This is a genomic window from Collinsella sp. TF12-2AT (assembly GCF_003436735.1).
Taxonomy (GTDB): Bacteria; Actinomycetota; Coriobacteriia; order Coriobacteriales; family Coriobacteriaceae; genus Collinsella.
Genome location: NZ_QSQK01000001.1, coordinates 359,370 through 381,878, shown reverse-complemented (window position 1 = coordinate 381,878; position 22,509 = coordinate 359,370). Strand labels below are relative to the sequence as shown.

General features: G+C 59.0%; 16 protein-coding genes. All 16 read left to right on the top strand.

Annotated elements, in window-relative coordinates; translation table 11 throughout:
• Positions 1 to 30: 30 nt before the first annotated feature.
• The 16 genes from DXD24_RS01535 to larD all read left to right on the top strand — a co-directional run bounded on the left by DXD24_RS01535 (position 31) and on the right by larD (position 22,327).
• Positions 31 to 1,425: a cell wall metabolism sensor histidine kinase WalK gene (locus DXD24_RS01535; RefSeq protein ID WP_233502291.1), complete on the top strand. Its 1,395-nt coding sequence runs from the start codon at positions 31 to 33 to the stop codon at positions 1,423 to 1,425.
• A 195-nt stretch (positions 1,426 to 1,620) separates the two neighbouring features.
• A complete protein-coding gene (locus DXD24_RS01530; protein WP_055250503.1) occupies positions 1,621 to 2,277 on the top strand; it encodes a YveK family protein in 657 nt (218 codons plus the stop codon).
• Between the two features lie 2 nt (positions 2,278 to 2,279).
• Complete coding sequence (locus tag DXD24_RS01525) at positions 2,280 to 3,017, top strand: CpsD/CapB family tyrosine-protein kinase (RefSeq protein WP_117583801.1); 738 nt, start codon at positions 2,280 to 2,282, stop codon at positions 3,015 to 3,017.
• Between the two features lie 17 nt (positions 3,018 to 3,034).
• Positions 3,035 to 3,685 (top strand): tyrosine-protein phosphatase, encoded by a 651-nt coding sequence (locus tag DXD24_RS01520; protein ID WP_022094060.1) that lies wholly within the window; start codon positions 3,035 to 3,037, stop codon positions 3,683 to 3,685.
• Positions 3,686 to 3,723: 38 nt separating this feature from the next.
• Positions 3,724 to 4,224, top strand: coding sequence for a GNAT family N-acetyltransferase (locus DXD24_RS01515; RefSeq protein ID WP_117563685.1), 501 nt, complete (start codon positions 3,724 to 3,726; stop codon positions 4,222 to 4,224).
• 202 nt (positions 4,225 to 4,426) lie between these two features.
• Positions 4,427 to 6,451, top strand: a complete 2,025-nt coding sequence (htpG, locus tag DXD24_RS01510) for a molecular chaperone HtpG (protein ID WP_117563684.1) — start codon at positions 4,427 to 4,429, stop codon at positions 6,449 to 6,451.
• Positions 6,452 to 6,934: 483 nt separating this feature from the next.
• Positions 6,935 to 9,700: a YhgE/Pip domain-containing protein gene (locus DXD24_RS01505; protein ID WP_233502290.1), complete on the top strand. Its 2,766-nt coding sequence runs from the start codon at positions 6,935 to 6,937 to the stop codon at positions 9,698 to 9,700.
• Positions 9,701 to 11,890, top strand: coding sequence for a YhgE/Pip domain-containing protein (locus DXD24_RS01500; protein ID WP_117563683.1), 2,190 nt, complete (start codon positions 9,701 to 9,703; stop codon positions 11,888 to 11,890).
• A 338-nt stretch (positions 11,891 to 12,228) separates the two neighbouring features.
• Positions 12,229 to 13,212 (top strand): DMT family transporter, encoded by a 984-nt coding sequence (locus DXD24_RS01495; protein WP_117563682.1) that lies wholly within the window; start codon positions 12,229 to 12,231, stop codon positions 13,210 to 13,212.
• A 116-nt stretch (positions 13,213 to 13,328) separates the two neighbouring features.
• Complete coding sequence (locus DXD24_RS01490; RefSeq protein WP_117645933.1) at positions 13,329 to 14,627, top strand: M20 family metallopeptidase; 1,299 nt, start codon at positions 13,329 to 13,331, stop codon at positions 14,625 to 14,627.
• Between the two features lie 123 nt (positions 14,628 to 14,750).
• On the top strand, positions 14,751 to 14,921 hold the full coding sequence (locus DXD24_RS10070) for a hypothetical protein (protein ID WP_158548904.1): 171 nt from the start codon (positions 14,751 to 14,753) through the stop codon (positions 14,919 to 14,921).
• A 22-nt stretch (positions 14,922 to 14,943) separates the two neighbouring features.
• A complete protein-coding gene (locus DXD24_RS01485) occupies positions 14,944 to 15,159 on the top strand; it encodes a hypothetical protein (RefSeq protein ID WP_117563680.1) in 216 nt (71 codons plus the stop codon).
• Positions 15,160 to 15,463: 304 nt separating this feature from the next.
• Positions 15,464 to 16,777 (top strand): histidine--tRNA ligase, encoded by a 1,314-nt coding sequence (gene hisS, locus DXD24_RS01480; protein WP_117645931.1) that lies wholly within the window; start codon positions 15,464 to 15,466, stop codon positions 16,775 to 16,777.
• A gap of 258 nt (positions 16,778 to 17,035) precedes the next feature.
• A complete protein-coding gene (locus DXD24_RS01475; RefSeq protein WP_370446223.1) occupies positions 17,036 to 19,849 on the top strand; it encodes a phosphoenolpyruvate carboxylase in 2,814 nt (937 codons plus the stop codon).
• A 419-nt stretch (positions 19,850 to 20,268) separates the two neighbouring features.
• Positions 20,269 to 21,546 (top strand): nickel-dependent lactate racemase, encoded by a 1,278-nt coding sequence (larA, locus tag DXD24_RS01470; protein WP_233502289.1) that lies wholly within the window; start codon positions 20,269 to 20,271, stop codon positions 21,544 to 21,546.
• A 49-nt stretch (positions 21,547 to 21,595) separates the two neighbouring features.
• Positions 21,596 to 22,327 (top strand): D/L-lactic acid transporter LarD, encoded by a 732-nt coding sequence (larD, locus tag DXD24_RS01465; protein ID WP_117563676.1) that lies wholly within the window; start codon positions 21,596 to 21,598, stop codon positions 22,325 to 22,327.
• Positions 22,328 to 22,509: the final 182 nt, after the last annotated feature.

The following is a 22,509-nucleotide window of genomic DNA, read 5'->3' as shown; positions in this document are numbered from 1 at the left end:
GTGGTCTTCGCCCCCCAGGGAAAACAAACGTTGTCGCACCGCGTTTTTGTGACGATCTTTGTTTGCGCCATGGCGGTTATCGTGGCGTTTACGGTGCTGGGTGCGTTCTTTGTGCAAAACACCTTGGCGGATGCCACGAGTGCCAATCTGGCGCAGGAAACCGAGCTCATTGCTGCCGCCCTCGACGAGCAGCAGGAGCCCATCCCGTTCTTGCGTAGCCTCGATCGCGAGGACTTACGCATCACGCTGATTAACAAGGATGGATCGGTTGCCTACGACAACGAGGCGTCGCCTTCCGCACTGCCCAACCATGGTGATCGCCCCGAGGTCATCGAGGCCTTTGAGAGTGGTTTGGGTTCCGCGGAGCGCGCAAGCTCTACGCTCGACGAGATTATGCTGTATCGCGCCGTCACCCTTGATAACGGCCAGGTCGTTCGCTTGGCGCAGGCCCAGCCTGGCGTTGCGGCGATTTTGCTGTCGATGCTGGCGCCGATGCTGCTTATCGCAGCAGCGGGTGCAGTACTCTCGTTTTTTATGGCGCGCCGTGAGTCCCGTGCCATCATCGCGCCGTTACAAGAGGTGGATTTGGATCACCCACGCCGTAGCTATGAGCACGCCTATGCCGAGATGGTTCCCATGCTTGAGCGCATCGAGTCGCAGCGCCAGGAACTCAAGCGCCAAATGGCGGTGCTAGCGGACAACGACCGTATGCGCCGCGAGTTCACGGCGAATATCACCCATGAGCTCAAGACGCCGCTTACGGCGATTTCGGGCTATGCCGAGCTCATCGCAAATGGCATGGTCGAGGGCGAGGACGACCTGCGCAACTTTGGCGGTCGCATCTATCGTGAGGCGGGCCGCTTGGCAGCGCTTGTCAACGACATCCTTACGCTGTCTAACTTGGACGAGGCCGAACGTGCGACTGAAGGCGAGACAGTGCCCATTGGTTCCACGGAGCCTATTGAGCTCTCGCGTGCGATCTACGCGGTTGAGCAGCGTCTTGAACAGGTCGCCCGTCAGGCGAATGTGACGATAAGTCATGAGACCAAGCCTGTGGTCATCGAAGGCGTGTCGCGCTTGATCGACGAGCTCATCTATAATCTGGCAAGCAACGCCATCCGCTACAATCGACCCGGCGGTACGGTTACGTTGCAGTGCGGCACCAACGACGAAGACCATCCGTTCCTCGCTGTCGCCGACACGGGAATCGGTATCGCGCCTGAAGAACAGGGCAAGGTATTTGAGCGGTTCTATCGCGTGGACAAGAGTAGGTCCAAGGCACGCGGCGGAACCGGCCTGGGGCTTGCCATTGTCAAGCATGCGGCCCTGTATCATCACGCCACGCTCGATCTGTCGAGTGAGTTGGGCGTGGGAACCACCATTACGGTGACGTTTCCCATACAGCAGGACGAGCCATTCGCATAGCGATACAACATAGATATTGATGTAGACGCCGCATTTGACTTTCGGGTGCGGCGTTGTTGCGCAATTTTACGATTGCTTCCGACATTTTTACAGGAGAGCCTGTTTCTTATGTATAGAGTTTGGTCTCGGTAAAAAGATGCGATAACATACGGACAGTTTTGTCAATCCGAACTGGGGAAATGAAAGGCAAGCTGCATGACCCTTCTCGAACTGTTCCAGCTGCTGAAGAAGCACCTCAAGCTGGTCATCACCCTTCCGGTGGTCTGCGCGATCGCCATGGGCATCGTGTCCTTCGTTGCGATGGACAACACCTATACCGCGACGACGAGCATGTACATTCTCGCCAAGACCGACGATAGCGGTCAGATGAGCTACAACGATCTCTCGGCGAGCCAGATGCTTTCCAACGATATCGCCACGCTGCTGGATAGCGATAGCGTTAAGAGCGGCGCCGCCAAAGAACTGGGCCTTACCGATCTGGATGACTACAAGGTGTCTGTTTCCTCCGAGACCACCACGCGTGTCATTACGCTTTCGGTTACCGGCACCGATGCCAAGGAGACGGCTGAGGTCGCAAAGGCCATTGCCAGCTCGGTGAGTACGGTCGCTCAGAACGTCGGCGCTGCCCAGAGCATCAACGTTATCGACGAGGCTAAGACCCCCGAAGCCCCCAGCGGCCCCAAGCGCACGCTGTATATTGCCGTCGCGTTCCTCGCCGGTATCTTTATCGCAGTTGCCTATGTCGTTTTGGCAGACATGCTCAATACCCGCATCCGCGGTGCCGAAGAGGCAGAAGAGCTCCTGGGTATTCCCGTTGTTGGCCGAATTCCGGCTATGAAAGGTGGTAAATAGGCATGGCTAAGGCAAAGAACACCGATAAGCTCGTTGTGCAGAATGCCGCCAAGACCCTTCTGGCCAACATCCGCTTTGCGAGCGTGGATGACCCCATTCGCACCATCACCGTTACCTCCTCGATTCCCAACGAGGGCAAGTCTACGGTTTCCATTAACCTTGCTCAGGCAATCGCCACGAGCGGCAAGAGTGTCCTGCTGGTCGAGGCTGATATGCGTCGCAGGTCCCTTGCCGATATGCTCGGCGTCCGCTCCCGCGGCGGACTCTATGCAGTCCTGTCCGAGCAGGTTTCTATCGACCAGGCGATTGTCGAGACGGGTCAGAAGAACTTCTACTTCCTCGATGCCGAGCCGCACATTCCCAATCCTGCCGACATCATCGTCTCCCATCGCTTTGCCAAGCTGGTAAAGGCACTGTCCGCCAAGTTCCAGTACGTCATCTTCGATGCTCCCCCGGTCGGCACCTTCATCGATGCTGCCGAGATTGCCAGCCTGACCGACGGCGCGCTGTTCGTGGTGCGCGAGAACTTTACCAAGCGCGAAGAGGCGCTCAACGCCATCGGTCAGCTTAAGAAGTCCGAGAAGGTCAAGCTCATCGGTACCGTCATGAATTACTGTGAGACCGAGACCAGCGAGTACTACTATTCTTACTACACCAAGGACGGTAAGAAGGTTAAGAAGGGCTCCGACAATCAGGGGACTTCCAAAAAGGGCATCTTCACCAACCGAGCAAACGTTTAGTTGATTAAGGCTGACCTATGCGTGACATTCATTGCCATATCTTGCCGGGTGTAGACGACGGCGCCGCCGATCTCGATGAGAGCTTGGCGATGCTCGAGGCTGCCAAGCGGGCCGGTGTAACCAGAATCGTTTGCACTCCTCACTGCCGTGATCCCTATTTTGATTACGACAAGATGTGGGATGCCTTTGAGCTGCTGCGTGATAACGCTGACGGTTTTCCGCTCCAGATGGGCTTCGAGGTCAACCATCGAAAGCTCGTTGAGCTTGGTATCGATGCCGCGGAGCACCTGCATTTCGATGGGACCAACGAGTTTCTGCTCGAGCTTTCGACGCATGCCGATGCGTATGCGTTTAGAGAGTACGAGAACACGATTTACGATTTGCAGTGCCGTGGCTACCAGGTGATCATCGCTCATCCTGAGCGCTATCGTGCGGTTCAAAAGGATGTAAGCGTGGCGGAGCGCCTGGTCGATATGGGCTGCAAGCTGCAAGCTTCGGCGGACTTTATTGCCGGCGGTCGCTTTGGTCGCGAGAAAAAGCCGGCACAGCGCCTGTTCGATCAGAACCTGTACAGCTTCATCGCGAGCGATGCCCATAACGTGGGTCATTACGATTGCCTGGCGAAGGCTCGCGCGAAGTTTAGCGTGCGCGGAGCTCATTTTCGCTAAAATCTGTCCCTAACGTTCGCATTGAATGAAAGGGCAGCATGGATATCCAACTTAAGACGGGATGCTTTGATGACGCGGCGTTGGTGCGCCGCGTCGTTTTTATGGACGAGCAGGGCTACGAGAATGAGTTCGACGCTATCGACGAGGATCCGAACTGCATTCATGTGACGCTCTATGTAGACGGCGAGCTTGCTGGTTGCTCGCGCGTGTTTCCCGAAGAGCTTGAGCGCGCGGCTGACGCAGGGGCTCCGGTGTCGCCGGCGTGCGACTTGGACGAAGGCGTCGCGGCGGGGGAGACCTACATTATGGGGCGCGTGGCTGTGCTGCCGAGCATGCGCCGTCGCGGTCTGGCGAGCAAGATTGTCGAGGCCAGTGATACGTGCGCGCGTGATGCCGGCGCCAAGCTCATTAAGCTGCATGCGCAGGAATACGTGCTGCCGCTCTATGCCAAGGCGGGCTACACGCAGATTGCCCCGGTGGACTACGAAGACGAGGGCCAGCCCCATGCTTGGATGGCCAAGCGCGTAGATGGCAGATAGGGACGTTCCTTTCCTGCCGGCAGTCGGGGACACTCCTTGGCAATTGGCGTATCAGAGCGTTTGGACATACAGTTTTTCGATTCCGTATGTATATATGCGCGCTAATGGGTTATAAAATCTAAGTCTGGACATAGCAGGTCTGCGATGCGGCTCGGGCAACCGGGCCGTTTTTGCGGACGGGGGTAGCGCGAAAGGACTGCACATGCGTCAATTTAAGACCGAGAGCAAAAAACTGCTCGACCTCATGATCAACTCCATCTACACCAATAAGGAAATCTTCCTGCGCGAGCTTATCTCTAATGCGAGTGACGCCGTCGACAAGCTCAACTTTAAGAGCCTGCAGGACCCGAGTGTCAAGCTCGACCAGGGCGACCTGGCTATTCGCGTCTCTTTTGATAAAGACGCCCGCACCATTACCATCTCGGATAACGGCATTGGCATGACCGCCGAGGAGCTCGAGCGCAATCTGGGCACCATCGCCCATTCCGGCTCCGAGGAGTTTAAGACCGAGAACGCCGAGCAACAGGGCTCCGATGTCGACATCATCGGCCAGTTTGGCGTGGGCTTCTACTCCGCCTTTATGGTCGCCAGCCACGTGAAGGTCGTCAGCCGCGCTTATGGCGAGGACACCGCCCACGTTTGGGAGTCCGACGGTCTTGAGGGCTACACCATCGAGGATGGCGAGCGTGCTGAGCACGGTACCGATGTCATCCTGACGCTGCGCGAGAACGAGAAGCTCGACGCCGACGGCGAGGCCGAGACCTACGATCGCTTCCTGACCGAGTGGGGCCTCAAGAGCCTGATTCAGCAGTACAGCAACTATGTGCGCTACCCGATTCAGATGATGGTGAGCAAGAGCCGCCAGAAACCCAAGCCCGAGGACGCCGGCGACGACTACAAGCCCGAGTACGAGGACTACCAGGAGCTCGAGACCATCAACTCCATGACGCCGATTTGGAAAAAGCGCAGCTCCGACGTTGAGCGGAAGGATTACAACGAGTTCTACAAGTCCACGTTCCACGACTTTGACGATCCCGCGCGCACTATCAGCTTCCATGCCGAGGGTACGCTTGAGTACGATGCGCTGCTGTTTGTGCCGGGCCGCGCCCCGTTCGATCTGTACAGCAAGGACTACGAGAAGGGCCTGGCGCTCTACAGCTCCAACGTGCTGATTATGGAGAAGTGCGACGACCTGCTGCCCGACTACTACAACTTTGTCCGCGGCGTCGTGGATTCTGCCGACGTGTCGCTCAACATCTCGCGTGAGACGCTGCAGCAGAACCGTCAGCTCAAGGCCATCGCCAAGCGCGTGGAGAAGAAGATTACCGCCGATCTTGAGGATATGCGCGACAACGACCGCGAGGCCTACGAGAAGTTCTTTGAGAACTTTGGCCGCGGTCTTAAGTACGGCATCTACTCGAGCTATGGCATGAAGGCCGATGAGCTCGCCGACCTGCTACTGTTCTGGTCTGCCAAGGAGCAGAAGATGATTACCCTGGCCGAGTATGCCAAGGGCATGCCCGGGGATCAGAAGGCCATCTACTACGCCGCCGGCGACTCGCGTGAGCGCTTGGCCAAGATGCCCGTGGTAAAGGGTGTGCTCGACCGCGGCTATGACGTGCTGTTGCTGACGCAGGATGTGGATGAGTTCACGTTCCAGGCTATGCGTGAGTACGTTGCCGCCGATATGCCTAAGATCTACGAGGACGACGCCGCCCGCGAGGCTGCCGAGAAGGCCGTTGCCGACGGTGCCGAGCCCGAGGTCGAGGATCGTCACCTGGAGCTCAAGAACGTCGCGACTGGCGATCTTGATCTGGCGACCGAGGACGAGAAGAAGGAGGCCGAGGACGCCACCAAGGAAAACGAGGACCTCTTTAGCGCTATGAAGGAGGCGCTCGGTGACAAGGTCGAGAAAGTTGCCGTCTCCGCGCGCCTGACCGATGCCCCCGCTTGCATCACCACCGAGGGTCCGCTTTCGCTCGAGATGGAGAAGGTGCTCCAGAAGGGGCCCGAGGGCGCGCCCGACGGCATGCCCAAGAGCCAGCGCGTGCTCGAGCTCAACGCCAAGCACCCGGTCTTTGACAAGCTTGTCGCTGCCCAGAAGGCAGGTGACGCCGACAAGATCAAGCAGTACTCCGGCCTGCTCTACGATCAGGCCCTGCTGGTCGAGGGTATCCTCCCCGAGGACCCCGTTGCCTTCGCGGCGGCTGTTTGCAACTTGATGTAGTTAAGTAGTTACGCCTTTGGGTCCGCCGTTCTAACGAACCTATTGGTTCCGTCGTTCTAACGAACGACGGACCGGTCGACGCTGCAAACGCCCCTAAGCGGCAATCTGACGTTCAATCGTCGGTCGCGTACCAAAGTACGCTTCCCTCCTCTTTCACGTCACCTTGCTCGCTCAGGGGCGTTTTCGCTGACTTATGCTCAACCTGCGACGCTTTCGTGGCCCTAAGTAGTCATCGGGGACGTTCTTGTTTGACTAGTCGTTTAAGAACGTTCCCAATGACTATTCGGATTGCTAATTTGTGCGGGCTGTGGTTTTGTGACCTGCTGAAATTAAAGATACTGTACAACTGTACACTAACTCATCTTCGTAGTATATTGCTACCCGCAAAACTCAGCACCATTGTGCCGCGAGGCACTAAAGCGCCTACGTACAATGGTTGTCGATAGTACGATTCGATTCAACGACAGGATGGATGGTCCAAGCGTGAGTCTCGGCAGCAAACTATCCAACGCAAAGGTCTCCTTTGCGATATTCAAGCGCGACATTAAGCGACTGCTTGTGAACCCCGTCGCCTTGGTGGTTACCCTGGGCGTGTGCGTTATCCCCTCGCTGTATGCCTGGTACAACATCGTGGCAAACTGGGATCCGTACGGAAACACCCAAGGTATCAAGATTGCCATCGCCAACAACGATCAGGGCATTCAGAATGACTTGGTGGGCGAGCTCAACGCGGGCGACCAGGTCGTCGATCAGCTCAAGGAGAACGATCAGCTGGGCTGGACCTTCGTCGATTCGGCCGCCGATGCCAAAGAGGGCGTCGAGAGTGGTGAGTACTATGCGGCCATCGTAATCCCCAAGAACTTCTCCGACAATCTTGTTTCGATGCTCGATGGCAATTACCATCAGCCGAAGCTCACCTATTACGTCAACGAGAAGAAGAGCGCTATTGCGCCCAAGGTCACCGACACTGGTGCCAATACCATCGAGGAGCAGATCAACTCGGAGTTTGTCTCCACGGTGGGCGAGACCGTCGCAGGCATTGCCAAAGATGCTGGCATCGACCTTAAAGACAAGGCGACCCAGACCCGGGATTCGCTGGCGGGCTCGGTGTCCGAGGCGTCTGATACCCTGGGCGAAGTACGCGATTCCATCGGCGACATGAACACCGCCATCGACAAGACGAGCAGCTCGATTGCTTCGGCCGATGCTGCGCTGGCGGGCCTGCAGGGGCAGGCGCCCTCTCTAACGCAGGCAATCTCCCAGGGCAACGACCTGCTGGGCGAGGCTCGCGCCACGGCGGGCAACTCTATCACCTCGCTCTCCAAGGCACTCTCGGAAGGTAGCCTTGCACTCACCAAGACGTCAGCCTCCGCGAACGCTGCGATTGGCAAGCTAACGGGTACGGTCACATCTACGACCACCCGCATCGACAACTCGCTCGAGTCTCTCCAGGCGACGATCGATCACAATAAGGCCGTTATCGGGCACTTGGAGATTCTCGTTAATGACACGTCGACAGGTTCCGAGGAAATTGACGCGCGCATTGTATCGACCATCGATTCGCTTCGCGAGCAAAACCAGAAGCTGCAGAGCATCAAGGATGGCCTTTCTGCACAGTCGAGCGCCATGGCAAACGACGCTACGGCAATCTCGAACGCGAGCAACGCACTCAACGCGGCAATTCAGACCGGTACGGCTAACCTCGGTCAGGCTCAGACCGATCTGGGTCAGAACGCACTTCCGAAGGCTTCGAGCGCGCTTGACTCCTTTGCCGCCGTTTCGGGCGATTTGACCGGCATTGTGTCGGGTATGACCCCCACGATAGCGAGCGCGCGCGGCACGCTGGCGCAGCTCGACGCCACGCTCAAGCAGGCAAAGACCACGCTGTCCCAAACCGACGCCTCCCTTGCCAAGGTTCAGGACAAGCTCGCGACCGCCGCCAATGACATTGCGGCGCTGCAGACCTCTGAGTCTATGGGCGAGTTAGCCGACCTCATGGACGTCGACGTCAATGACGTGGCAGATTTCATGGCATCTCCGGTTGAGCTGACGTCCAAGTCAATCTATCCGGTCAAGAGCTTTGGCTCGGGCATCGCGCCCTTCTACACCAATCTGGCGCTGTGGGTAGGCGGCTATGTGCTCATCGCTATCTATAAACTCGAGGTCGACCGCGAGGGCATCGGTAGCTTTACGGCGCGTCAGGGCTACTTTGGCCGCTGGCTGCTGCTGGTGATCCTGGGTGCGTTGCAGGCCATCATCGTTACGGTGGGAGATCTGGTCATTGGCGTTCAGTGCGTCAATCCGCTGCTCTTTGTACTGGGCGGCATCGCTATTTCGTTCACCTACGTCAACATCATCTATGCGCTGTCCACCACGTTTAAGCATATCGGTAAAGCCATTGGCGTCATCCTCGTCATTGTGCAGATCCCCGGCTCGTCGGGCATGTATCCCATCGAGATGATGCCCGGCTTCTTCCAATGGCTGCATCCGCTGCTGCCCTTCACCTACGGCATCAACCTGCTGCGCGAGACCGTTGGTGGCATGTATTCGTTCAACTACCTGTTCAACCTGTGCATCCTGGGCGTGTTCCTTGCCATCGCGCTCTTTATCGGTCTGCAGCTGCGCCCGTTGCTGCTCAACCTCAATCTGCTCTTCGATAAGCAGCTTTCCACGACGGGTTTGATGATCTGCGAGTCTAATGACCTGCCGCGCCAGCGCTATTCGCTGCGCACGGCCATGCGCGTCATGCTCGATTCGGATTCGTACCGTCGCGAGCTGCTCGATCATGCCGTGGCGTTTGAGCATCGCTACCCGTACTACATCAAGGGCGGTTTTGCCGCTGTAGTCGGCGTGCAGGTGCTGCTCTTCGTTCTGTCGACGGTTCTCGATATCGACAACAATGGCAAGATCATTCTGCTGGTCATCTGGATTATCTCGGTCATTGCCATCTGCGGCTGGCTCATCAACATCGAGTACATTCGCTCGAGCCTCAACACCCAGATGCGGATCTCGGCGCTTTCGGATGAGGACCTGCGCCGCGAGATGCGCGAGCATACGGCTGCCATTCCGGCCGCTCGTCGTATGTTCGGCTTGAATGCGAGCGAGCGGGGGTCTGAACCCAAGACTCAGACTGTCAGCCAATGTGGTCATCGCGATGCGGTCCATGTGCCCGAGAACGGGGATGACACGTTTGTGATGAATGAAAATAACGCCCCGATCGGCAAGCACTCCAAAGGAGGTGAGGCATAAATGAAAAACATCCTGCACCTGTTTAAGCGCGATGTCCAAAATGTGTCTCGCTCCGTGATCGGCATGGTCGTCGTGATGGGCCTGATCATCGTGCCATGTCTGTACGCGTGGTTTAACATCGCCGGCAGCTGGGATCCGTACGGCAACACCGGCAATCTTAAGATCGCCGTGGTCAACACCGACGAGGGTTACGAGAGCGATCTGATTCCCGTCGAGATCAACGTGGGCGAAAACGTGACGGCGACCCTGCGCGGTAACGAGAACTTTGACTGGGTTGTCCTCAACGACCGCGATAAGGCGATTGAGGGCGTTAAGTCGGGCGCGTACTACGCTGCCGTCGTTATCCCTAAAACGTTTAGCGCCGACATGATGACGCTTTTCTCGACCGAGGTGAAGCACGCCGATATCGAGTTCTACGAGAACCAGAAGGCTAACGCCATCGCCCAGATCGTGACCGAAAAGGGTTCGAGCGCCGTCCAGAGCCAGGTGAATGAGACCTTTACCAAGACCATCACGACCATCGGTCTAAAGACGGTGTCCAGCCTGCTCGATTACATGAGCACCGATCAGGTCAGCAACTTTATCGCCAACCTGTCCTCGACACTGGGCGATTCGGTCGAGGACCTGCAGGACGTTCAAGCCAACGCGACTTCGCTTGCGGGCATTTTGAGCTCGACCTCCGATTCGTTGACGTCGGCGAGCGGTATGCTCCAGCAGACGGGTAAGGTCGATGAATCTACCAAGCAGTTGATGGAGCACGCCGAGAGCGGCATTAGTGATTCCAAGGAAGCACTCAAGGCCGCCAACGACGCTATCAACGCCGCGATTGACGGAAGTGCGGGCTCGTTTGACAACGTGTCCGCCGAGCTCGCGAAGGCTTTCGACGCCGCAAACCAGCATGTTTACCTCACGGTGTCCCAGCTCAACGATGCCGCGGCGGCGCTCGATACGCGTGCCAAGGAAATCGACGACACGGCCGACCAGCTTCGCAGCTTTGCCGATCAGGTGAGTGACGAAAAGCTCCAGGACAGCCTCAAGTCTGTGGCTACATCGCTGGGCAGGATCGCGACGGAGTATCGTAACAATGCCAACGACCTGAGGGCAACCGCAAAGTCCCTTTCCGACAGCATGGCAGAGGTCAACAGCACGCGTGCCGAGGTCGACCAGGCCATCGCCGATGCCAAGGCGGGCATCTCGGGCGCTAAGTCCGACTACGATTCCACGTTCTCGGTCAAGGCCAAGGAGCTCAAGAAGACCATCTCGGGCGTTTTGGATTCGCTGAACGGTATTTCGAGCAATCTGGATAGTGCCGTGAGCGGCCTCACCGATGCATCCGGTTCGCTGGCAAAGGGTCTCTCCAAGGCCGCAAAGCTGGTCAACAAGGCTTCCGATCAGCTGGGCGAGGCGTCGGACAAGATCAGCGCGTTCAAGGACGAGCTCGACGGCGCCCTGATGTCGGGTGACCTGGCGACGATCAAGACGATGATCGGCAACGACCCCGAGGGCCTGGCCGTGTCGCTTTCCGGCCCCGTTGCGCTCGACCGCAAGCCGGTCTATCCGATCCGCAACTACGGTTCGGCCATGGCGCCGTTCTATACGATTCTGTCGCTCTGGGTCGGCTCGATCGTACTGGCGGCCATGATGAAGGTCTCGGTCGACGACGAGCTCATCAACGAGCTCATCCCCGTACGCCTGCACGAGATCTATCTGGGCCGTTACCTGTTCTTTGGCGGTTTGGCCCTGCTGCAGGCAACGCTCGTGTGCGCGGGCGACATTCTGTTCTTTGGCATTCAGTGCGACAACCCGCTGCAGTTTGTGCTGGCGGGCTGGGTCGCGAGTCTCGTGTTCTCCAATATCGTCTACACGCTTACGGTTTCGTTTGGCGATATCGGCAAGGCGCTCGCCGTCGTGCTGTTGGTTATGCAGGTCGGCGGTTCGGGCGGTACGTTCCCCATCGAGATGACCGGCCCTGTGTTCCAGGCGATCTATCCGTTCCTGCCGTTCACCCACGGCATCAACGCCATGCATGCCGCCATGGCTGGCGCCTACCATATGGAGTACTGGATTGAGCTAGGCATTCTGGCGAGCTATCTGATTCCGTCGCTGGCACTGGGCGTCGTCTTCCGCCGCCCGGTCATCAAAGCCAACGACTGGATCATCGAAAAGCTGGAATCAACAAAGCTTATCTAGTACAGCAACGTTAACGCCGATGCAGCGCTAATGCCAGCGAGCGAGCCGCATTTGCGCCAAGGTGACGTGAAATGAAAGGGCGCTGACCTTCTGGTCGCGCCCTTGAAATTGAACGTCAGATTGGCGTGAATGCGGCTCGCGCAGCGTCGGCCGGTCCGCCGTTCGGTAGAACGGCGGAACAAAATGCTTTAGTGGGCTGGATTGCGGTGCAACGCTGGTTGTTGCTACAGTAGCGGGGCGTGCCGGGGGTCCGGTGCGCCCCGTTTTATTTGACCATGAGGCGGCACGCGGCCATGCACGTGCGGACACCACGCCCAGACTGAGCGCGAGGATGCCCTATGGCTCAGAATGCCGTTGATGAAATCGAAAACATGCCCGATAGCCCTGTAGCGCGCGAAGACCTGGGTGCCGGCGGCACCTCCCGCGGCGCCGGCGCGCGTTCTCCGTTCTTCTGGAAGGTCTTGCTGCTTTCGGTGGCGGTCATCTGGGGCTATTCCTTTACCACCATGAAAGATGCGCTCGATACCATTCCGGTGTTCGAGCTGGTCTACGTTCGCTTTCTCCCGGCGTCACTGGTTATGTTTGCTATTTTCCATAAGCGCATCATCGCTCATTTCAATGCCCGCAACCTGATCGTCGGGCTGGGCATGGGTGCGCTCATGTGGGGAGCATACGGACTGCAAACGATTGGCCTGGCGCAGACCACGGCAGGCAAGAGTGCATTTTTGACGGGCACGTACTGTATCCTTGTGCCGTTTGCCAGCTATGTCCTGAGCGGCGAAAAGCTCACCCGCTATAACCTGGGTGCGGCACTGCTGTGCCTGGCGGGCATTGGCCTGGTGGCACTCGATAGCGTCGAGTTCAATGCCGGCGATGTTATTACCTTGGGCGGCGCGATCTTCTTCGCCATCCAGATGGCGGTGACTGCCAAGTACGGTCGCAAGATGGACATCAACGTCATCACGTTTTGGATGTTTGTGGGCAATGGCGTGCTGAGCCTGATCTCGTCGCTGCTATTCGAGACCCAGGCGCCTCTGTCCGTGTGGACGCCGAATTTTATCTGTGTGATGGCGTTTCTCTCGGTGGGCTGCACATGCGTGGCTCTGCTCATCCAAAACGTCGGCCTGGCGCATGTCCCGGCTTCGACGGGCTCGCTGCTCCTTTCGATGGAGTCGCCTTCGGGCGTGTTGTTTTCGGTGCTGCTGATGGGGGAGGCGCTCACCTCGCGCCTGCTCGCCGGCTTTGTGCTTATCTTCCTGTCGATTATCTTGAGCGAGACTCACTTCGATTTTTTGCGTCGAAAGCCGCGCCCGCAATTGTAAACAACTTGTTGCGCCGCCCTCCTGGGGCGGCATTTTTTATGCCTCGCCCTTAAAGTTGTACCTTGCGCTTTACGCTATCAAAGTGCTTACTGCAAAAACGTTACTGGAGGGCATTTATGGCACCAGCTCAGTCCGATCTTCAACCGCAATCAGCGCCCAAGGCCACCGCGGCGGCGCAGGCCGCTATCGGTGACGGTCTTGTTGCAGAAGCTCAGGCGTTTGCCAACGAGCTTGCCGCATGGCGCCATGATCTCCATCAAACGCCTGAGCTCGGTAACAACCTTCCGCAGACGTCCGCCTTTATCCAGGCGCGTCTGGACGAGATGGATATTCCCTATGCCGTGCTTGTTGACGGCACCTGTGTCGTTGGCCTAATCGGTGCCGGCGCGGCAGCTGCTGCTCGGGGTAACGGTACGTGCACGGACAAACAGGCCGGTACGGTCATCATGCTCCGTGGCGACATGGATGCCCTGCCTGTTGCTGAAGAGTCAGGCGAGCCTTTCGCCTCTACGAACGGCTGCATGCACGCATGCGGACACGATATGCACGCGACGGCGCTGCTTGGTGCGGCGCGCCTGCTCAAGGCCCGCGAGTCCGAGCTTGTCGACGCCAACGCCACGATTAAGTTGCTGTTCCAACCGGGCGAGGAAACTTTTGAGGGTGCCCGCGCCGCCATCGCCGACGGTCTGCTGCAGAACCCGCGTCCCCAGGCCGCCTTCGCCATGCACGTTAACAGCCAATCGCCGCTTGGCCTGGTGCTCTACGGCAGCCCGGCGCTCTCGGGCGTGTACGGTTTTCGCATCACGCTTCAGGGCAAGGGCGGCCATGGCTCGAGCCCCGAGATCTGCATCGACCCCATCACGGCCGGCGTGCATGTGCACCTGGCGCTTCAGGAGCTTATCTCCCGTGAGGTGCCGGCGGCCAAGGAGGTCGCGCTTACCGTGGGTAAGTTCGCTGGCGGCTTGGCGGCCAACGTCATCCCCGACACCTGCGTGCTCGAGGGAACGTTGCGCGGCTTCGACGTCGAGCTCATGGAGCACCTCAAGACCCGCATCGCCGAGGTCGTCAACGGTGTGGCCGCAACGTATCGCACGCCGGCGACTATCGAGACGCTTTCGGATGTTCCGCCGCTGGTACTCGACGACGGCATGACGCAGGCGTCGCTTGGCTACGTGGGCGCGGTGCTGCCCAAGTCCGCCTTCCTGCCGCTGTTCCACGCCATGGCGAGCGAGGACTTCGCGTTGATCTCGAGCGAGATCCCGAGTGCGTACTTTACCGTGGGCGCTGCCGTGACTGATACGGACGAGCATTTTGCTCAGCATCATCCCAAGGCACGTTTTAGCGATGCCGAGCTTCCCCTTGGCGCCGCGGCCTATACCGCCGTCGCTTTGGGCTATATCGCCGACCACCGGTAGCACCCAACCTTGCCTTTCAAGCCTGCGGGCATGGCCGTAAGGCCTATGCCCTTGTCTTTCAAGGCAATCTTGGGTGCTACCGGCGCCCGGCGCCGGCTATTCGTTTGTTAAATAAGGAGCAGTATGTCCCAGCAGCGTAAGTTCTTCCCCGGCTGGCTCGTGGTGGCCTCCGGCTTTGTGATCATGGCCACGTGCTACATCATTTTCGTCAACTGCATGAGCCTGTTCCAGCCGTTGATCGTCAGCGACCTGGGCATTTCCCTTGCGCAGTACACCATCTCCAACGCCCACTAGCGCTGCGTCTAAGCAGTTTGGCATGGCCGACTTGGGTAAGGTCACGGGCACCATTACCTCGTTCGAGATGGTTGGCGGCACGGTGGGCGCCATCGTCTCGGGAATACTGTTCGATGCCACGGGCTCCTTTACGAGCACATGGATCGTGTGCCTGGCGTGCTCGGTGGCAATGCTGGTGTTCCTGCTGGCGTCTGAGCCCATCGCGGCTAAGCTGCGCGCGAGCGTGGCGGGGGAGTAGGGACGACGTCGCTCGTAGCTCTTTGCCCCGTTTTGTCCGTGGCTGCCTTGGAAGCCGAATGGATGCTCGTACCGTCATTCGGTTTCCCATGCAGCCACGGGCTCAAGAGATGACCCGAAGTCTTTCCGTCCAACGGATTTTGTGATCCGAAGAGGCGGAAGGATTGCAGATTGCACACTGCGGCGGTGCATCTGGCCGAACGAGTCCCCATACCCTCGTTCGGTCAGATGCACCGCCGCTGTTTGTGTTTGTGCCGTATAATGACCACTACCTATGACGCGATACAAAAGAAAGGTGTTTGCCCATGCAGGCACAGAAGGCGGAGGGAACCCGCGACCTTATCGGCGCTGAGATGCGCGCCTGGCAAAAGATGCAGCAGATCGCTGCCGGCGTGTTCGAGCCGTTTGGCTTTAAGCCCATCGAGACGCCCGCCATCGAGCAGGTGGACGTGTTTGTCCACGGCATCGGCCAGTCGACCGACGTCGTGCGCAAGGAGATGTTCCGCGTCTTTAGCGGCGCCAACCTGGAGCGCGTCTTTGCTGAGGGCACCGATAGCAAGCTCAAGCCCAAGCAGCGCCTGGCGCTTCGTCCCGAGGGCACGGCCGGTGTGGTGCGCGCCGTCGTGGAGAACAACCTGGTGCCCCAGGGCTCCACGCCGTTTAAGGCGTACTACGCCGAGGCCATGTTCCGTGGCGAGCGTCCCCAGAAGGGTCGCCTGCGCCAGTTCCACCAGGTGGGCATCGAGTGGCTCGGCGCTCCCGATCCGGCAGCAGACGCCGAGTGCATCATCATGCTCATGGAGTTCTACAAGCGCCTTGGTTTCGATCTTTCCAAGCTCCGTCTGCTCATTAACTCGATGGGCGATGCCCAATGCCGTCCGGCCTATCGCGAGCAGGTCAAGCAGTTTATCCTCGATCACGCCGACGAGATGTGCGACGAGTGCCGCGAGCGCGCCGAGCTCAATCCGCTGCGTGCCTTCGACTGCAAGAACGACCACTGCCGCGAGATCATGGCCGACGCACCGCTGATGGGCGACAACTTGTGCGATGAGTGCCGCGAGCACTACGAGCAGGTCAAGCGCTATTTGGATGCGGCGGGTATCGAGTATGTCGAGGATCCCACCTTGGTGCGTGGCTTGGACTACTACACCCGTACCGTCTTTGAGGTCGAGGCTCCCGGCGCCGGCGTCGGTTCCATCGGTGGCGGCGGTCGCTATGACGGCTTGGTCGAGCTCGAGGGTGGCAAGCCCACGGCAGGCGTCGGCTTTGCCGTCGGTTTTGAGCGTGCGCTGCTGGCCCTGCAGGCCTTTGGCAGCGACCTGGGTGCCGAGGAGGCCCCGTGCGTCTACGTCGCCAATGCCGGCAAGGAGCTGCGCCAGAACGTCTTTGCCATCACGCAGGAGCTTCGTGCCGCTGGCATCGTGACCGAGGCCGACTACCAGGGTCGTTCGCTCAAAGCTCAGTTTAAGCAGGCCGACAAGGTTGGCGCCAAGCTCATTTTGGTCCTGGGTGGCGACGAGCTTGCCGCCGGCAAGGTCAAGGTGCGCGACATGGAGAGCCATGACGAGGCCCTCGTCGATCTGGCCAACGTGGTCGAGGCGGTTCGCGAGCGCCTGTAGCGCATGATTTTTGAGCTGTAGTGCCGCTGAGGTGCCCAGCTCATTGCGAGCGATTGTTACGGGGGTGTTTCGCTTTTATGCGGAATGCCCCCATTTACGTATGCCGCCCACCGAGAAATACGACCATTTAGGGCAAAAACCCTTGCAATGCAGAAAATACTTTTGTGTGGTAAAGCGCAATCAGTGTCGAAAGTATTTCGCAAGCGCCTATAATGAATACCGCATGTTACGTGCATAGAAGGAGGAATGGGAGGAAACGTGGCTGAGAACCTAAGCAACCAGTCTGTACCCGAAGCCGCGGCGCGCGTCGCTGCCGTGGTCAACCGCCTCGTTAACCGAATCGGCTCGAATGCCGAGTCCAGGGAGCGTCTCGCCGAGATCGAGATCCCCGAGGAGCTGCGCGACAACTTGGCGCTGTTCCTGCGCCTGGAGCGCCGTGTGCTTAGCGAGTATGATCCCGAGATCGCGGACCTGTTCGACAAGATTTTGACAGCCGAGATTGTGGCCAATGCCGGAAATCCCGGCGCCCGTGCTGCCGACGAGTCCGTCGACGAGCAGGGCGTGCCCACCGCCGACGAGCCTACTGCTGTGGCGTTTCGTGAGGTCGTCGATCTGATTGACAGCCTGCCGCTCGATAAGCAGCAGGTTATTGTCCGCGCCTTTACGAGCTTCTTCCATCTGGCAAACCTGTCGGAGGAGAACTACCGCGTGGCGCAGCTGCGCGAGCGCGAGGCAGGTGCGTCGACCGATACCGAGGTCGATCCCGCCAACGAACTCACCGTCGCCTATCACCAGTTGGTAAATGAGATGGGTGTCGAGGGCGCCAACGAGCTGCTCGACAAGCTCGAGTTCCACCCTGTCTTTACCGCACATCCCACCGAGGCCCGTCGTAAGGCCGTCGAGGGCAAGATTCGCCGTATCTCCAACCTGCTGGAGGAGCGTCCGCGCCTGGGCGGCTCCGACCTGGTGGAGAACGAGCGCCATATGCTGCAGGAGATTGACGCTCTGGTGCGCACGAGCCCCATCGCGCTCAAGAAGCCCACGCCGGTCGAGGAAGCCGATACCATCATCGACATCTTCGATAACACACTGTTCGATGTGATCCCCGTCATCTACCGTCGTTTTGACGACTGGGTGCTGGGCGACAAGGCCGGCACCGTGCCGCCGCTGTGCCCGGCGTTCTTCCATCCCGGCAGCTGGATCGGTTCCGACCGCGACGGTAACCCCAACGTTACCGCCAAGGTGAGCCGCGAGGTCGCCGCCAAGTACTTCACGCACATGGTGCTCAAGCTCGAGGACAAGTGCCGCCGCATCGGCCGCAACCTTACGCTCGAGGCCGCCTACAGCAAGCCGTCGGCAGAGCTCATGAACCTGTGGAACCATCAGGTCGAGATGAGCGCTCAGTACACGGCTCGCGCCGAGCTGATTTCCGAGCACGAGCCGCATCGCGCCGTCATGCTCGTCATGGCCGACCGTCTGAACGCCACCGTGCGCCGTATCACCGATACCATGTACCACAGCGCCGATGAGTTCCTGGAGGACCTGCGTGTCGTCCAGCGCTCGCTGGCCGCTTGCGGTGCCGTCCGTGCTGCCTACGGCCCGGTCCAGACCATCATCTGGCAGGTCGAGTCCTTCGGCTTCCATATGGTCGAGATGGAGTTCCGTCAGCACTCCGTGGTGCATGCCCGCGCCCTCAAGGATATCCACGAGAACGGTATCCATGGCGACCTGCAGCCCATGACGCGTGAGGTCATCGATACCTTCCGTGCTATCGGTTCCATCCAAAAGCGCTACGGCAAGAAGATGGCGCACCGCTACATCATCTCGTTCACCAAGAGCGCCCAGCATGTGGCCGACGTCTTTGAGCTTGCCCACCTGTCCTTTGCACACGAGGAGGATGTCCCCGAGCTCGACGTGATCCCGCTGTTTGAGCAGCTCGAGGACCTCGAGGGCTGCGTCGACGTGCTCGACCAGATGCTTACGCTGCCCGTGGTGCAAAAGCGCCTTGCCCAGACCAACCGCCGCATGGAGGTCATGCTGGGCTACTCCGACTCCTCCAAGGATGCCGGTCCTACCACGGCCATGCTCGCGCTGCACTCCGCGCAGGAGCGCATTGCCAAGTGGGCCGAGAAAAACGATATCGATCTGGTGCTCATGCACGGTCGCGGCGGTGCCGTGGGCCGTGGCGGCGGTCCGGCCAACAAGGCCGTGCTGGCGCAGCCCAAGGGTTCGGTCAACTGCTTCTTTAAGCTCACCGAGCAGGGCGAGGTCATCTTTGCCCGTTACGGCAACCGCACGCTGGCTCAGCGCCATGTTGAGTCCGTTGCCGCCGCAACGCTTTTGCAGTCGGCTCCGAGTGTCGAGAAGACCAACACCGAGACCACGCAGAAGTTCTGGGATATGGCCGAGAAGCTCAACGCCGCAAGCCACGAGCGCTATCTGGACCTGCTGAACACCGAGGACTTTACACCGTGGTTCTCGACCGTGACGCCGTTGACCGAGGTCGGTCTGCTGCCGATCGGCTCGCGTCCCGCCAAGCGCGGCCTGGGCGCCAAGTCGCTCGACGACCTGCGTACCATTCCGTGGATCTTCAGCTGGAGCCAGGCTCGCATTAACCTGGCCGCTTGGTACGGTCTGGGTACCGCCTGCGAGCAGCTGGGCGATCTTGACCAGCTCAAGGCTGCCTACCAGGAGTGGCCGTTCTTCCGCACGTTCATCGACAACATCGAGATGTCGATCGCTAAGACCGATCAGCGCATCGCCAAGATGTATCTGCACCTGGGTGATCGCCAGGATCTGTCCGAGAAGGTCTTCACCGAGATGCAGCTCACACGTAAGTGGGTCCTTGCCATCGTCGGTGACGAGTGGCCGCTGCAGCGCCGCCGCGTGCTCGGCTGCGCCGTCCGCGTCCGTAACCCCTATGTCGACGCTCTGTCCATTGCCCAGGTCCGCGCCCTTCGCGAGGTGCGTATGAACCAGGACGAGATGGCCGAGGAGAAGAAGGCCGAGTACATGAGCCTGATTCTTTCGACTGTGACCGGCGTCTCGGCAGGATTGCAGAACACGGGGTAATCGATAGCCCTGTAGTCGTCCGGGCCCGCCATAGGTTTACTTTTAGGCACGTCCTCGGACATGCAAGAAGCCCTCGCTGCACACTTCGTGCGGCGAGGGCTTCTTGCGTCCTGCGGAGTGTGCCTAAAAGTAAACCTATGGCGGGCCCTGCGATGTCCGGTCTTCGGCGGATTACTGGCTGGGGGAATAATGGCGCGCTTCGCGCGTTTTGGATGGGGTCTATCTCGGTGGCGCATTTGGCGCTTCTCGTCTTACGACTGTTGCGGCTGCGGTCCCGTTTGGGATCACGGCCGTTTTGTTGTGGGTCAAATATGAACGTTGTGTTAATGAGTCGGTGGACGGTGGAGTTTTTCGGTGAGCGGCGTATCCTTCCAACGGTTTATCTAGTGTGTCAGTTGAAAGGAAGAGGGCGCTCGTCATTGTTTGAATGTGAACTGCCGTTTGACCACAAGACGTTACATCTGGAGCTCGAGGATAAGAACTTCGCGGGTGTGATGGAAGGTCATCAAAACGAGTTTAAGACTACAAAATCGCAGGAAGAGCTGGTAGAGGAGTCGCTTGCCAACCCTTATGGCTCGCCTTCGCTCGAGGAGCTTTGTGCTGGCAAGAAGGATATCGTCATCATTAGCTCCGATCATACGCGTCCCGTTCCCTCGCGTGTGACGATGCCTATTCTGCTGCATCACATCCACTCCGCTGCGCCCGAGGCTCGCGTGCGTATTCTGGTTGCTACGGGTATGCATCGTCCGTCGACGCACGAGGAGCTCGTCAACAAGTACGGCGAGGAGATCGTTGCCAACGAGGAAATCGTTATGCACGTCGCGACTGACGACAGCATGATGAAGAAGATCGGCACTCTGCCCTCTGGCGGCGAGTGCATTATCAACAAGATTGCCGCCGATTGCGATCTGCTGCTTGCCGAGGGCTTCATTGAGCCGCACTTCTTTGCCGGTTTCTCTGGTAGCCGCAAGTCCGTCCTGCCTGGCATCGCCAGCTACAAGACCATCATGTACAACCACAACGGTCAGTTTGTGAACGATTCCCATTCGCGTGCCGGCAACCTGTGCCACAACCACGTGAACGAGGATATGTTTGCCGCTGCCGAGATGGCTCACCTTGCCTTTGTGCTTAACGTGGTGCTCAACGGCAAGCACGAGGTCATCGGCTCCTTTGCCGGCGACATCCACAAGGCGCACGAGGCCGGCTGCGAGTTCGTGAAGAGCCTTGCCGGCGTTGAGCCCGTCGAGTGCGAGATTGCCATCACCACCAACGGCGGCTACCCGCTCGACCAGAACATCTACCAGGCCGTGAAGGGCATGTGCGCTGCCGAGGCCACACTTCCCGAGGGCGGCGTGATCATCGATGTCGCCGGTTGTGCCGACGGTCACGGTGGCGAGGGCTTCTATCACAACATCGCCGACAACGATCCGGCGGAGTTTGAGCGCGCCTGCATCGACCGTCCTAAGGACGAGACCCTGCCTGACCAGTGGACGAGCCAGATCTTTGCCCGCATCCTGGCGCATCACCCTGTGATCATGGTCACCGATCTGTGCGATCACCAGATGCTCAAGGATATGCACATGACGCCGGTCAACACCCTCGAGGAGGCGCTCAAGCTCGCCTTTGAGATGAAGGGCGCCGACGCCAAGGTCGCCGTCATCCCCGATGGCCTGGGTGTTGTCGTCGCACAGCACTAGTGCGCGGCTTAAACGAATCGTTTATAACCGACAAGAAAGATAAGGTTTTATGCTTACCAAACTCCTCTGCGAATTCGGCGCGACGGCCCTCATGATCGTCTTTGGCGTGGGCGTGCACTGCGATACCGTGCTCAAAGGCACCAAGTATCAGGGCTCTGGCCATATGTTTGCCATCACCACCTGGTCTTTTGGCATCTCGGTCTGCCTGTTTGTCTTTGGCGGTGCCGTGTGCATGAACCCCGCTATGGTGCTTGCCCAGTGCATCGTCGGTCTGGTGCCGTGGGGCAACTGCATCCCCTTCATGCTTGCCGATATGCTCGGCGGCTTTGTGGGTGCTGTGATCGCTTGGTTTATGTATGCCGATGAGTTCAAGGCTTCCGAGGGTGTCGTCGATCCCATTGCTCAGCGCAACATCTTCTCGACCAACCCCACCACCGAGGGCACGAACTATGCCCGCAACTTCTTCTGCGAGGCTATCTGCACCTTCGTGTTCATCAGCGCCATCCTTGCTGCTGCTAGCCGTGCTGGTGAGAACGTTCTGTTGCTCGCCATCTGCGTCGGCCTGATTGTCTGGGCCGTTGGCATGGGCATGGGCGGCATCACCGGCTTCGCCATGAACCAGGCGCGTGACCTTGGTCCTCGCATAGCCTATCAGGTGCTGCCGATCAAGAACAAGGCTGACAACAACTGGAAGTATGGTCTGCTTGTTCCTGGCATCGCGCCGTTTGTCGGTGCTATTGTCGCCGCGCTGTTTGTGCATGGTTTCTTGGGCATGTTCTAGTCTGAGGCTACATAGTTGTCCGCTGGCCGCATGGGGTAACTTCCCAGCGCGTCCTCGGACATGCAAAAAGGCTCGCCGCGCACTTCGTGCGGCGAGCCTTTTTGCGTCCTGCGGAATGCGCTGGGAAGTTACCCCATGCGGCCAGCTGCGGGATCTTAGTCGCGTTGGAACAAGCAACCCAA